The following is a 13,727-nucleotide window of genomic DNA, read 5'->3' on the forward strand; positions in this document are numbered from 1 at the left end:
CAGTTATCGCGCATAGCCGTCGGTGGCGGCGATCAGCCGCGCCAACGTGCCGGGTTCGTCAAACGCATGGCCCGCATCCGGGACCAGGTGGAATTCGGCTTCGGGCCAGGCGCGGTGCAGATCCCAGGCGGTGCGCGCGGGCGTGCAGACGTCGTAGCGCCCCTGCACGATGGTGCCCGGAATGCCGCGCAGCTTGTGCGCATCGCGTATCAGCTGGCCTTCTTCCATGAAGCCGCGGTTCACGAAGTAGTGGTTCTCGATGCGCGCGAACGCCAGCGCGGCGCGGTCGGCGGCATGGCTTTGCTGGTGGCGCGGGCTGGGCAGCAGCGTGATGGTGCTGTCTTCCCATTTGCTCCAGGCCTTGGCGGCGCGCAACTGCTCGGCCGGGTCGTCGCCCGTCAGGCGCTTGTGATACGCCGCGACCAGGTCGCTGCGCTCGTCTTCCGGAATCGGCGCCAGGTACTCTTCCCAGCGGTCGGGGAACAGCCACGACGCGCCTTCCTGGTAGAACCAGTGGATCTCCGCGCGCCGCAGCCCGAAAATGCCGCGCAGCACCAGTTCGCTGACGTGGGACACGTGCGTTTCCGCATAGGCCAGCGCCAGCGTCGAACCCCAGGACCCGCCGAACACCAGCCACTTTTCCGCGCCCATGACCTCGGTGCGCAGACGTTCGATGTCGGACACCAGATGCCAGGTCGTGTTGTTCTCCAGGCTGGCGTGGGGCTGCGAACGGCCGCAACCGCGCTGATCGAACAGCAGCACGTTGTAGCGCTGCGGATCGAACAGCTGCCGGTGCACGGGCGAGCAGCCGCTGCCGGGGCCGCCATGCAGGAACACGGCGGGCTTGCCCTGCGGATTGCCGCAGAGTTCCCAGTAGATCTGGTGGCCGTCGCCGGTGTCCAGCGTGCCTTGGCGGTAGGGTTCGATGGGCGGGTATAGCATCAGGCGACTCGCTTGAAGATCAGGTCCCAGACGCCGTGGCCCAGTCGCAGGCCGCGGTTCTCGAATTTGGTCAGAGGGCGGTAATCGGGGCGCGGAGCGTAGCCGTCCGCGGTATTCGCAAGCTGCGGCTCATTGCCCAGCACTTCCAGCATCTGCACCGCGTAGTCTTCCCAATCGGTGGCGCAATGGATGTAGCCGCCCGGCGCGATGCGGCTGGCCAGGAGCGCGATGAACGCGGGCTGGATCAGGCGGCGCTTGTGATGGCGCTTCTTCGGCCACGGATCGGGGAAATAGATATGCACGCCGGCCAGCGAATCGGGGGCGATCATGTCGCGCACCACTTCCACCGCGTCGTGCTGGATGATGCGCAGGTTCGGGATATTGGAGTCTTCAATGCGGCGCAGCAGCGAGCCCACGCCAGCGTTGAACACCTCCACGCCCAGGAAATTGTCGTCCGGGCGCGCCAGCGCGATCTTCTCGGTGGTCTCGCCCATGCCGAAGCCGATTTCCAGCACCGTCGGGGCCTGCCGGCCGAAGGCGGCGGCGGGATCCAGGCGGCGCGGCGCATAGGGAATGGACCATTGGCCCATCAGGCGCTCGAGCGCGGCCAACTGGCCCTGGGTGATGTGGCCGCGGCGGTGCACGAAACTGCGGATATGGGTCGCGCCCGGGCTGTTGGGAGCGTGGGCGGTACTGGCCAGCGCCGCCTGAGTTTCCGGGGAGACGGCGGCAGCCGAGGGCTCGCCGCCAGGCGTCGCGGGGGCGCTTGCGGCAGCCGGGGCCGAGGCGGCTGCGGGGTTGTTTTCGGGGGTGTTCGTATTCATAGCCCGAATTGTAGTGGCAGCCCCGGCATGCCGCTGTCGCCCAGATGCACTAAATTGGGGACATATTTACAACCTTGAGGCTGAGGGCCTGTTGCAGCAGGGCGGCGGCGGCCAGCGGCGATGAAAAAAGGCGCGCTATAATCGCCGCCTCTGCTTCGGCTTTGCGCCGAGGGCACGACACCCGAGCGGGTGTAGTTCAATGGTAGAACGGCGGCTTCCCAAGCCTCAAGCGTGGGTTCGATTCCCATCACCCGCTCCAATTACGCGCCACGTCCAATTCCTCGGTTTGGGATGCAATTCCCTCAGACTGGGGCTTGTCGCGCCTGCGCATCAAAGATGATCAAGCGGCAACGCCGTGGTGTACTTGAGTTCCTCCATCGCAAAACTCGAACTGACGTCAAACAGTTCGGCGACCTGGATGAGCTTCTTGTAGACGAAATCGAACCCGGCGATATCGGGCACCACCACCTTGAGAAGGTAGTCGGTGTCGCCGGTCATCCGATAGAACTCCATGACTTCGGGCATATCCTTGACGCCGAGCGAGAATTTCTCGAGCCAATTCAGGTCATGGCGGTTCGTCTTTATCGACACGAACACAGTCACGCCCAGCCCCGCCTTGTTGTTGTCCAACAGGCAAACCTGGCGGCGAATAAGGCCGGACGCCTGCAGATGCTGAATCCGCTTCCAGCATGCGGTCGGGGACAGGTGGACCCGTTCGGCGATTTCATTGTTCGAGAGGCGCGCATCAGTCTGAAGCAACGCGAGGATGCAGCGATCTTTCTTGTCCATGGCTCACTCAACTTACCCTCCCTTTTGCGCAGCGTACATACCTGTATGCCGTTGCCGCCGCGCGGTTCGGAGGCCAAACCTGAGGTCGATGTTATAGGCCGCTACCCCCCGGGGGCGATACAATTCATCGAGCCAAACCTACAAGAAATTTTATATTTGAGCCGGCGAGCCGGATGCGCGATGCAAGAGGTGGACCTTACTCTCACGCAGACTTTTTTCCTTGTCGCACAGGAGGGCACGTATTCCGCCGCGGCGCGCCGGCTGAACATCACCTACCAGTCGGTGGCCAATCACATCCGGCGCCTCGAGCAGCGCGTCGGCGAGAAGCTGGTGGTGGCTGGGCGCGGCGCCAAGTCGATCAAGCTCACTCCGCGCGGCACCAGCCTTTACCGGCTGTTGGCGCCGGAATTCGACGTCATGCTGACGCGCCTGGGCAACCTGATCGACAAGGAACGGCCAGTCATTCGTATCGGGATGCCGCACGCGATCTTCTACTACCTGCTGCCGCCGGTGCTGACGAAGTTTCGGCGCATGTATCCCAACGTCGAGATCGTCGGCTACGAAAAGGACGTCTCGCTGCCGGAGCTGATCCGCAACGGCTCGCTGGATGTCTGTTTGAGCGAGCGCTATTTTGGCGACACCGTGATTCCGCAGCGCGTTATCTGCCACTACCAGCCGGCGCTGGCGTTCCCGTCGAGCTGGCCGGCGCCAGCCGATGAGACGGCTGTTCCGGAATGGGCGCTTGGGCGGCCGCTGGTGACATATGAACCGGGCCAGATGCTCCGCAATATCGCATTGGACTATTTGTCGGTCGGCAACGAGCAGCCCAAGGTCGCGGTGTCTACCTCGACCAGCATGAGCGTCAAGCGTTGCGTCGATGAAGGCCTGGGTTTCGCATTGCTTCCCACGTGGTGCATTGACGAGTCGGATCGGCGCCTGAGCTGCATCGCGCTTCCCAACGCGCCGAGGATTCCCATCTATTTCGGCGAAGCCATGTTCCTGAAATCGAATCCATTCGTGCGTTCGCTTCACAAGCTTTGCCTGGAGATTTTTCCCTCCACCATCGAAGAACGCGCGGGCCGGTGGAATTCCCTTGACGCAAGCAGGCCGAGACGCGCGCGCGCCGCTGCCCGAAGCTGAGGCCTTTCCTCCCCCGGGTCTGAGCTGACCCGGCTTAGCCAGTCCGCCTTCGCCAGATTGTCAGGATTCGGCGGTGATTATTTTTCTCTTTTTGCCTCCGGAAGGGGTAAAAAATCGAAGAGTTTTCACCCACTCTCCTCATAGACTTGATCACGTCATCAGTGGTCATCGACTTCCCCTGGAAGCGCTGGCCGTGCATCCACGGAGATTGAAGTTCATGAGGCAAAGCACTCAACTCGTCAGCGCAGGCCGGCATCCGGAACGTTTTGGCGGCCTGGTGAATACCCCCATCTGCAGGGCATCGACGATACTCGCGGGCAGCATGGCGGAATGGGAAGGAATGAAGCGCGCCCGCGCCGCGCAAGAGCCGGGCGCCACCACCTATGGCCGCTATGGAACCGCCACCACCCACGCGTTCGAGGAGGCCATGGCCACCCTGGAAGGCGGACACCGCTCCCTGGTCTTTCCCTCGGGCCTGGCGGCCATCGCCACGACGCTCACCGCTTTGCTCAAGGCCGGCGACCATATCCTGGTTTCGTATAGCGCCTATTCCCCGACCCGCTCCTTCCTCGATCGCGTGCTCAGCCGCTTCGGGGTTGAGGTACAGGTCTACGACCCTGCTTGCGGCAAGCGCATCGAATCGCTCATGCAGCCCAATACGCGCGTCGTATTTGTCGAATCGCCGGGTTCCGAAACGCTCGAAATCCAGGATATTCCCGCCATCGCGGCGGCCGCGCACGCGCACGGCGCCTTTGTCGTCATGGACAACACCTGGGCCACGCCATTGTTCTTCAAGGCTTTTGAGCATGGCGTCGATGTGTCCATCCATGCCGCGACCAAGTACATCGTGGGTCATTCGGATGCCATGCTGGGCGTGGTGACCTGCAACCAAGCCACCTGGCCCAAGGTCAGGGAGACGACGCAGGAAATGGGCCAGACGGCCAGTCCCGACGATATCTTCCTGGCATTGCGCGGACTGCGCACCATGGACGTGCGGCTGCAGAAGCATATGGCGTCGGGAATCCGCGTGGCCCAGTGGCTGGAACAACAAGCCGAGGTCGAGGCCGTGGTGCATCCCGCGCTGCCGTCGCATCCGGGCCATGCCATCTGGAAGCGTGATTTCAAGGGGGCAAGCGGCCTGTTCACGGTAGTCCTGCGCGCCAGCGACGACGAATCAGTCGCCGCCTTTGTCGATGCCTTGCATCATTTCGGAATCGGCGTGTCCTGGGGCGGATATGAAAGCCTGGCGATACCGTTCACTCCGGGAAAGCACCATGGTGATCGCTGGCCTCACAAGGGCAAGGCAGTACGCATGCATGTGGGACTGGAAGACCCGGAAGACCTGATCGCCGACTTGAAGCAAGGTTTGGCTGCGATGGTTGCCTGCCAGGACGCGCAGCAGCAAGATACTCAGAAAGAAGTCGCCCGCTCGGTTTGAGCTTCCACCATTTTTGACTCGTCCATTACTGGAGATACACATGAGCAAGATGAAGATCACCGGGTCCTTCGTGGCCCTGATTACGCCCTTCAACAAGGATGGCAGTCCCGATTACGAAGCCTTCCGCGAACTGCTGAAGTTCCAGGAAGACAACGGCACCAGCGCCGTGCTCATCATGGGATCCACGGGCGAGGTTTCCATGCTGTCGCAAAAAGAGCGCCAGGACATCATCGTGGAAACCGCGAAGATGAAGACCGGCAAGATGAAGCTCTTCTATGGCTGCACCGGCAACAACACCGAGGCCACCATGGATTACCTGCGCTTTGCGCGGGCCAACGGCGCCGATGGCGCCATTCTGGCAGCGCCTGCCTACATCTGCGCCTCGGAAGCGGACATCGAAAGCTATTTCCTCGAGATAGCCGACGCCACCGATCTGCCGCTGGGCATCTACAACAATCCGCCGCGGGTCAAGAGCGATTTGCACTGGGATCAGCTGCTGCGCATCTTCAAGCACCCGAACTACGTGGTCCACAAGGAATCCACCACGCGCGTGGGCCAGGTGGCGCAGGTGCTATACGGCGCGCCCGACGTATCCGTGATGTGCTGCGATTCGCCCAATCTGGGCCTGGTCGTGCCGACCATGAGCCTGGGTGGCCATGGCACGGCCAACATGACCGGCAATATCGCGCCGGCAGAGTTGACGGAAATTTCCCAGCCCTGGACCTCGCCCGAGGTCAGCTTCAGCTTCCGCGAATCCTATTTGCGCAATCTGCAATTGCTGCACTACTCGTACTCGGCCATCAACCCCGTGGCCATCAAATCGCTGATGAAGGCCGTGGGCCTGCCGGCAGGCGAACTGCGCAAGCCGCTGCGCGCACTGGAAGGAGAGCCTCTGCTCAAGGGCCTGCGCGCGGTCAAGGCGCTGGGGCTGGACAAGAAGTACGGCTGGAATTCGCTGCAACTGAAGGCCGCCTGATCCCTTGCAGGATGGGGCCGGAAAGAACGCGCGCCGGGAGATTGTCCGCCTTGCGGCTTCCTGCTGACTGAATTCCTTTCCGGCCATTTCATGTCATGGATCGGGCTGCGCCTTTGCAATAGGAAACGCTATGGATTTGGGAATTCGAGGCCGCCACGCGCTGGTTTTCGGCGGCAGCAAGGGAATGGGCCGCGCCTGCGCCCATCAGTTGGCAAGCGAAGGCGTCAACGTGACCATCGCGGCGCGCACGGAAAGCACGCTGGCCCAGGCCGCTGAGGAAATCACGGCGGCCACGGGAACCCGGGTCCGATACGCAGTTGCCAATATCACCACGGATGAAGGGCGGGAGGCGGCGCTTGCGGCGTGTCCCGCGCCCGATATTCTGGTCAATAACGCAGACGGCGCGCCGCCCGGCGACTTCCGCCAGTGGACCCAGTCCGACTGGCATGCGGCCCTTGATGCCATGGCCCTCGGGCCGATCGACATGATCCGGCGGGTCGTCGACGGCATGATGGAACGCCGCTTCGGCCGCATCGTGAACATCGTTTCACGCAGCGTCAAAACCCCGCAGCTTGAACTCGGCCTTTCCAATGGTGCGCGCTCCTGCCTGGTGGGCTTTGTCGCGGGCCTGGCCCGCCAGACGGTGCGGCACAACGTCACCATCAACAACCTGCTTCCGGGCGTCTTCGCCACCGATGCGCAGCGGCATCACATAGAAGGAATGCTGGAGCCAGGCGGCAAGAGTTTTGAACAGCTGTGGACGGAGCGCGGATCCAACAATCCTGCCGGCCGCTACGGCGAGCCCGAGGAATTGGGCGCGCTTTGCGCATATGTCTGCGCGGCCCAATCCGGCTATATATGCGGCCAGAATATCTTAATAGACGGCGCAGCCTATCCAGGCACCTACTGATTCGCCTACGATCATCCCCGCTTTCCACGCCGGCCTTTTTTCATGTATTGCGGGGCCGAAGAGGGGGGGCGGTATTCGTTGCCCAACCATTTTCAATGAGATCGTTCGTCATGCGTAATACCCCTATTCGTTCTCGCCGCCTTTGCATGAAAGGCATTGCGGCAGTTGTCGGTGGATTGGCCGTGCTGGGTTCGGTACAGGCGCAGTCGAAGGCGGATGCCTCCTATCCCAGCCGCCCGATTACCATCGTGGTGCCTCATCCTCCTGGCGGCTCCGTCGACGGCCTCGCCCGCATATTTGCCGTGAAGCTGGGCGAGGAGCTGAAGCAATCGGTCATCATCGACAACAGGGCAGGCGCGTCCGGGATGGTGGGCGCAGGCGTGGTCGCCCGTTCGGCGGCAGATGGCTATACGTTGTACCTGAATGCCTCGATCCACAACATCAACCCGCTGCTCTATGGGAAGAAGATGACCTTCGATGCGGTGAAGGATTTCACCCCCATCAGCGGTCTGGCGCAAGGCGCATTGATATTCAGCGTGAACAACGATGTCCCTGCGAAGACCGTGCAGGAGTTCGTCGGTGTGGTGAAGGCAGCTCCCAACAAATACAATTTTGCAACCACGGGCTTTGGCTCGGCGGGGCACCTCGCCATCGCGCAGTTTGCATATGAAGGCGGTCTTTCCGATCTGAAGATCCCGATCGTCCTCTACAAAGGCGGCGGTCCCGCCTTGACCGATCTGATCGGCGGACAGGTTCACGCGCTGGCCGATCCAATGCTCTCCTCGCTGCCGATGGTCAAGTCAGGCAAGATACGCGCGTTGGCGGTAACCGGCGACAAGCGCAGCCCCTTGCTTCCGGACGTTCCCACGATGCGCGAAGCCGGGCTGAAGAATTTCGAGTTTTATTCCTGGTATGGCTTGTGGGCGCCAGCCAAGTTGCCGGAGCCGATACTCAAGAAGCTGGAAGTCGCCACGCAGAAAGTCATGACGTCCGCCAGCATGAAGGAGCAACTCGACAACCTCGGCTTTGAAAGCTCCTACCGGAACAGCGCGGACTTCGCGCAGTACATCCAGGCCGAGACGGACAAATACAGCGCCATCATCAAGCAGGCCAATATCACCGCGGAATAAGGCGTTTTCCCAAGAACCAGAGCGCCCCATCGAGGGGCGCTCCGGGCGCTTGGGAAAAGCCGTGTCCGGACCCGGGCCAGACGGCTATGCGGCACGATCCAATTTGGCAATTGCCGGCACCTCCAGGGCCCGGACCGAAGGCGCGGCTTCTTCCCAGCGCATTACCTCCACCAGCGCGGACTGGGCACTGCTTCCCTGAGTCAAGCGGGAAGTGCCCACGTCTATCGTCAATACGTTGGGGTTGCCGTGTATCTCCAGCTCCTCGTCGGCAGCGTCAAACCATGCTCCCGTAGGCAGCGCCACCACGCCAGGCTTGAGGTCGGCGTCGATAAGCGCGGTTGCAAGGCACGCGCCACGGTCGTTGTAAATCTTGACGAGATCATGCTGGCCGATGCGGCGCGCTTGCGCATCCAACGGCGAAATGCGCAGGGCCTCCCGGCCATTGACCTTGAGGTCCACCGATGCCTTGCCGCCATCCATTTGGGAATGGAGCTTGCCCGCGGGCTGCGGCGTGAGCAGATGCAGCGGCCACCTTGCAGCCTTGGGTGATCCAAGCCATTCGTCCGGCGTCAGCCAGCTGGGGTGGGGCGGGCAATCGGCGTAACCGAATCCGGCGATTTTTTCCGAATACAGCTCGATGCGTCCGGACGGTGTACGCAGTGGATGTTCCTCGGGGTCGCGACGGAACTCTTCGAACAGCACGAATGGCTTTTCAGGCTCGGGAATTTCCACGAACCCGCGGCTCCAGAATGCATCGAAATCAGGGGCCATATGGCCGCAGTCGCGCCATTCCTTGGCCATTGATTCGTAGATATGCCGTACCCACTCCATCTCGCCTCGGCCTTCGGTAAAACCATGCTCGTAGCCGCCCAGCGCGGCCAGTTCCCGGTATATGTCGAAGTCATTGCGGCTGGAGCCGATCGGCGCGAGGGCCTGATGCATGGCGAACACGTGACGATCGCGCGTCGATCCGCCGATGTCATTTCTTTCCAGCGTGGTGGTGGCCGGCAGCACAATGTCCGAGCGCCGCGCCATGGGTGTCCACCAGATCTCATGGGCGACTATCGTTTGCGGCCGGCTCCACGCCCGGCTGAAGCGGTTCAGGTCCTGCTGGTGATGGAAAGGGTTGCCGCCGGCCCAGTACACCATCTTGATGTCTGGATAAGTACCTTCCCGCCCATTGAATTCATAGTGCTGGCCAGGATGCAGCAGCATGTCGGTGACCCTGGCAACAGGAATCACCGAGCCGGTCGGGTTGCGTCCCGATTCCATGGCCGGTCCCGCGATCTCCATGCGCGGGTTTCCCGCGCCATTCATGGACGCATGCCCAAACGCAAACCCCCCGCCAGGCAGCCCGATATGCCCCAACGCAGCGGCTAGCGCAATGCTTGCCCAATACGGTTGTTCGCCGCGATGAGCCCGTTGCAACGACCACGCGCAAGTCAGCATCGTGCGAGTGTTGCGTGCCTGACGCGCGAGTGCGCGGATAGTCTCGGCCGGCACATCGCAGATCGCCTGGGCCCATTCCGGCGTCTTCGGGATTCCGTCCGTACTGCCTTCGAGATAATCGCGCAAGGCCGGAAATCCAACGCAGTGGGTCTGGAGGAACTCTTCGTCGTGGACGCCATCAACGATCAGCGCCTGGATCATTGCCAGCATCAAGGCCGCGTCCGTGTTGGGACGAATGGGAATCCAGCGCGCACGCACTCCGGCAGGGACATCTCCCCTGGTCGGGCTGATGACCACAAGCTCCATGCCAGCGGCTACCGCCCGTTCGAGCTGCCCGGGCACGGGATGGTCCCCGGCGCCGCCCGATGTGATCTGCGTGTTGCGCAACGGCATGCCGCCGAATGCGATCAGCAGCCGCGTATGACTGGTGACACTGTTCCAGTCCGTCACACGGCCGGTAACCGGCGTATAGGTGCCGATCACATGGGGCAGCAGGAACTGCGCGGTGCCCCAGCTATAGTTGCCCGCTTGATTCGTAAAGCCGCCGCCGGCGTTCAGGAAACGGTGCGTCTGGGTGCGCGCATGGTGCAAACGGCCCGCCGATGACCAGCCATACGAGCCGCCAAAGATGGCCTCGCTGCCATGCTCTGTCCTCACTCGCTGGAGTTCCGAATGGACCGCCGCAAGGGCCTCGTCCCAACTGACCTCAACGTAGTCGTCACGTCCGCGCTCGCTCCCGTCGCACAAGTGCCGGTCGCGCAGCCATCCCTTCCGGATGGCTGGCCGGTTCACCCGTAGCGGCGAGTGGACCATGGCAGGCATCGATTGCAGGATGCCCGAGGGAGCGCTGTCGCGGGCGAACGGTTCGCAATCGATCAGCCGGCCGCCTTGCGTGACCGCGGTGAATGCGCCCCAATGAGAGAGCGAGGGGAAGCGGCGAATCTGTTCAGACATGATTTGACGAGGTTCCGGCCCAAGGCCGCGCATATCAAAGGCGCGGACCGATTGCGAATGTTCAGCACGCCATTAATGCTAGCAATACAGCTGGTGAATTTTCTTTCCATTCGCGCGGATTGGCGTCAAAACAATGAAATAAATTTCACTCCGGCACCCTTTATTCTTGAATCCGGTCCGGCCTGGCATCGCCGGGCAGCGCCTTCCGGCTACGCCGCAGACATCACGATCGACCAAGACAACCACGCCCATGAAAGTTCTCATCCTCGGATCCGGCGTAGTCGGCGCCACAACGGCCTACTATCTCTGCCGCGAAGGCCATGACGTCGAAGTTGTGGAACGCCACTCGGCGGCGGGAATGGAAACCAGCTTCGGCAATGCGGGCGGTCTGTGCCCGAGCTTTGCGGCGCCATGGGCCGCGCCGGGAATGCCGATCAAGGTATTGAAGATGGCGTTGCAAGCCGATGCCCCGGTGCGCTTTTCGCTTTGGCCCGAATTTGAAAGGCTCCGTTGGACCAGGCGATGGCTGATGGAATGCAATGCGCCGCGGTTTCGCGTCAACAAACTGCGCATGCAGCGCGTGGCTCACTACAGTCTCGCTTGCCTGAAGCAGCTCATGGCCGAGACGCCGATCGCGTTCGATTTTCATGCGGGCGGCGTGTTGCAGCTGTTCCAGACCGTAGCGGAGTGCCGGTATGGCGATATTGCCGCCAGCGCACTGAGGGAATTCGGCATTCGCCACAGTGTGTTGAACGGGCGCGATGCGCTGGCGGTCGAGCCGGCCTTGCGAGACGCCACCGCCAGGATCGCGGGCGGCCTTCATTTGCCGTCCGATGCCTCGGGCGATAGCCACATTTTCTGCCAGGCATTGACCGCCTGGCTTCAGCGTGCGGGCGTGAAGTTTCGCTTCGACACCGATGTGCGGCGATTGCTGCATGAGGGCGGTCGGGTGGTGGGCGCAGAGACCGCTGGCGGCATACTGAAGGGCGATGCCACGGTTGTCGCCTTGGGCAACCAGGCTCCGGCACTGCTTGCGCCGCTGGGGATCAAGCTTCCCGTATATCCGCTCAAGGGCTATTCGATTACCGCGCGGGTGACCAATGCCGATCAAGCGCCCAATATGTCGGTCATGGATGAACACAACAAGGTCATGATTTCACGGCTGGGCAATAGAATCCGCGCGGCGGGCATGGCCGAACTGGTCGGCCACGACTTGTCATTGAAGGCGGCCCGTAAGGATGTGCTGGTCCGGGCGGTGCGCAGCCTGTTCCCACATGGTATCGACTACGCCAACGCTACCTTCTGGGCGGGTCTGCGCCCCATGACGCCAGACGGCCCCCCGATTCTCGGAGTCTCTGGTTGGGGCGGGCTGTTTCTCAACAGCGGGCATGGCTCGAACGGCTGGACCCAGGCTTGCGGAACGTCCCGGATCGTGGCAGATCTGGTCTGCGGCCGCAAGCCTGAAATCGACCTCGAGGGACTCACGATCGAGCGTTTTCGAAGGTAGCATTGACGGCACGCGAAGTTTCGCCATCCCTGTCGAGGTTGTTCACGCCAGACAGACGAACGCCGATCTACAGATGGAAATCGCCCGCGGCTTCCGGCTGGTAAAGCACTTTCCTGATCCCGATCCGGCGGGTCCGGTCCGAAATCCGCCAATCGATGGAATCCCCCTCCTGGTAGCCCAGGATGGCGGCCCCGACATCGGAACAGACAGAGAGCTTTCCTGCGCTGCTGTCGGCGTCTTCAGGGTAGACCAGGGCCACTTCCATCTCTTCGTCGTCCAGCTGCAGCAAGGCACGGGAGTTCATCGTGACCACGTCCCGCGCCACTTGCTGCGGCTTGACGACAATGGCTCGCTCCAGCTCGTGCTCGAGCTCGACAATAGTCGGACCCTGCTCGAGTTCTATCAGCCTCTTGAGCCGGGCCTTGTCGATTTCAGTGATGTAGATATCGGTGGAGTCGACAACGGCGCCTTCGCGCAACAGTCGTAGATAACGCCCCGCAGTCATGGAAAACGACTTCAGCGTCGGTGTTTCGTTTTCAAGCAGAAAGCCGCTGCGCAGAAAGGTCTTCAGCGAACGCGCGTTGTCCGGGTGGATCTTGGCGATGAGCTTTTCGGCCCGCATGTCGAGGAAGGCCAGCTTCATGCCTTCGCGGATCGTGCTGGCGCCCAGGTTCCGGCCCCAGTTGTCGCAGTCTCCGATCACCAGGACGATCTCGCAATCCGGGCCGGTCTTGACGAGGCGCACGAAGCCCACCGGGGCGTCATGCCTGTCATAGGCCATGAAGAACCGGCCGCCCTGGTTGAACAGATGGGTCAGGATCGGCAGCTGGGTCCGATCGATGGCTTGCTCGATGAAACGGGAGACATTGCGCGAATCGCTCAGATAGCAGGTCACGCGCTCATCTTCCAACCAATCCATCAGCGTCAGCGCGTGCGTCCGGGTGATTTCCGGGCACAGCGAAATGAAAGGCTTGTTCATCTTCACCACACTCATTCGTAAAGGATGAAAGCCCTTCATGGCGATGGCCATGACGGTTCTTTCGGCAAACCGCGCATTTTAGGACGGAATGCGGATGAGTGCAGGGCGGGCCGGGAACGGGCGCCGCTTGCAAGGCCCGGGGCCGTGTCAGATCGGATGAACCCTGCGCCTGCGCATGAGCCACTGCCAGAAATCCGCGAACAGTTTTGCTGACACGGAAAAAGCGATCAGCACGGCCGCGCCAGCAAGCGTGGGCCATCGATCAGCCCAGGCTTGCTCGAATACCAGGAGGACAAACATGTGCCCCAGCGCGGCCATCAATGGCGCGCCGATCAACCATCCCGCGACAAACCAGCAATCGTGGCGGGTAAAGACCTTCGTGAAACTGAGGTGATAGGCCGCGCGTGCCACGTAATAGGACAGCACCAGGGTCAGGAAAATGAGTGCGATGCCAGCAAGCGTAAAGTCTTCGGATACGCGGACCTTGTGCCAGCTTTGAAGTATCGGGTCGCCGATCAGAATCCACTGGTCTACCGGCGGATCGTAGTGCGCGATCGGAATGATTCCGACACCGCGTGCAAGCCACGACAATCCGTGGAAGCAATACCAGGCAAAGATGATCGAAGCTGCTGCGCCGAACAGCATACGCAGCTTGTGGCTAGCCATTGCAGTAATTCCCATCGCGCTCG

Annotated in this window: 12 protein-coding genes and 1 tRNA gene; 7 read left to right on the forward strand and 6 right to left on the reverse strand. The window is 61.8% G+C overall.

Annotated features, from left to right (window positions below; all coding sequences use genetic code 11):
• Positions 1-3: 3 nt before the first annotated feature.
• Together pip and trmB are read right to left on the reverse strand one after the other, a co-directional pair.
• Positions 4-942 carry a prolyl aminopeptidase gene (gene pip, locus HV766_RS02750; RefSeq protein WP_175180505.1) on the reverse strand — a complete coding sequence of 313 codons (939 nt, stop codon included), beginning with the start codon at positions 940-942 and terminating at the stop codon, positions 4-6.
• A complete protein-coding gene (gene trmB, locus HV766_RS02755) occupies positions 942-1,766 on the reverse strand; it encodes a tRNA (guanosine(46)-N7)-methyltransferase TrmB (protein ID WP_175180506.1) in 825 nt (274 codons plus the stop codon). Before trmB ends, pip begins: the two co-directional genes overlap by 1 nt.
• A 185-nt stretch (positions 1,767-1,951) precedes the next feature.
• Here trmB and HV766_RS02760 point away from each other — a divergent pair.
• A tRNA-Gly gene (locus HV766_RS02760) sits at positions 1,952-2,025 on the forward strand.
• Positions 2,026-2,096: 71 nt separating this feature from the next.
• Here the strand turns inward: HV766_RS02760 and HV766_RS02765 are convergent.
• On the reverse strand, positions 2,097-2,555 hold the full coding sequence (locus tag HV766_RS02765) for an Lrp/AsnC family transcriptional regulator (RefSeq protein ID WP_054459352.1): 459 nt from the start codon (positions 2,553-2,555) through the stop codon (positions 2,097-2,099).
• 180 nt (positions 2,556-2,735) lie between these two features.
• Here HV766_RS02765 and HV766_RS02770 point away from each other — a divergent pair, with 180 nt between their 5' ends.
• The 5 genes from HV766_RS02770 (at position 2,736) to HV766_RS02790 (ending at position 8,149) form a co-directional block, all read left to right on the forward strand.
• Positions 2,736-3,695: a LysR family transcriptional regulator gene (locus HV766_RS02770; RefSeq protein ID WP_054459354.1), complete on the forward strand. Its 960-nt coding sequence runs from the start codon at positions 2,736-2,738 to the stop codon at positions 3,693-3,695.
• A 217-nt stretch (positions 3,696-3,912) separates the two neighbouring features.
• Positions 3,913-5,133, forward strand: coding sequence for a cystathionine beta-lyase (metC, locus tag HV766_RS02775; protein ID WP_175180760.1), 1,221 nt, complete (start codon positions 3,913-3,915; stop codon positions 5,131-5,133).
• Positions 5,134-5,173: 40 nt separating this feature from the next.
• A complete protein-coding gene (locus tag HV766_RS02780; RefSeq protein WP_119450446.1) occupies positions 5,174-6,109 on the forward strand; it encodes a 4-hydroxy-tetrahydrodipicolinate synthase family protein in 936 nt (311 codons plus the stop codon).
• A 130-nt stretch (positions 6,110-6,239) separates the two neighbouring features.
• Positions 6,240-7,019, forward strand: a complete 780-nt coding sequence (locus HV766_RS02785; protein WP_054452198.1) for an SDR family NAD(P)-dependent oxidoreductase — start codon at positions 6,240-6,242, stop codon at positions 7,017-7,019.
• Between the two features lie 110 nt (positions 7,020-7,129).
• A complete protein-coding gene (locus tag HV766_RS02790; protein ID WP_225588872.1) occupies positions 7,130-8,149 on the forward strand; it encodes a Bug family tripartite tricarboxylate transporter substrate binding protein in 1,020 nt (339 codons plus the stop codon).
• Between the two features lie 84 nt (positions 8,150-8,233).
• On the opposite strand, the gene HV766_RS02795 is transcribed toward HV766_RS02790, so the two are convergent.
• Positions 8,234-10,552, reverse strand: coding sequence for a molybdopterin-dependent oxidoreductase (locus HV766_RS02795; RefSeq protein ID WP_175180507.1), 2,319 nt, complete (start codon positions 10,550-10,552; stop codon positions 8,234-8,236).
• 250 nt (positions 10,553-10,802) lie between these two features.
• On the opposite strand from HV766_RS02795, the gene HV766_RS02800 reads away from it, so the two are divergent.
• Positions 10,803-12,059, forward strand: coding sequence for a D-amino acid dehydrogenase (locus tag HV766_RS02800; RefSeq protein WP_175180508.1), 1,257 nt, complete (start codon positions 10,803-10,805; stop codon positions 12,057-12,059).
• Between the two features lie 67 nt (positions 12,060-12,126).
• Here the strand turns inward: HV766_RS02800 and HV766_RS02805 are convergent, their stop codons facing one another.
• Positions 12,127-13,089 carry a bifunctional GNAT family N-acetyltransferase/nucleoside diphosphate kinase regulator gene (locus HV766_RS02805; RefSeq protein ID WP_175180509.1) on the reverse strand — a complete coding sequence of 321 codons (963 nt, stop codon included), beginning with the start codon at positions 13,087-13,089 and terminating at the stop codon, positions 12,127-12,129.
• A 96-nt stretch (positions 13,090-13,185) separates the two neighbouring features.
• Positions 13,186-13,704 (reverse strand): hypothetical protein, encoded by a 519-nt coding sequence (locus HV766_RS02810; protein WP_125471274.1) that lies wholly within the window; start codon positions 13,702-13,704, stop codon positions 13,186-13,188.
• Between the last annotated feature and the right edge of the window lie 23 nt (positions 13,705-13,727).

It is taken from the genome of Achromobacter aegrifaciens (assembly GCF_902859735.1).
GTDB lineage: Bacteria > Pseudomonadota > Gammaproteobacteria > Burkholderiales > Burkholderiaceae_B > Achromobacter > Achromobacter aegrifaciens.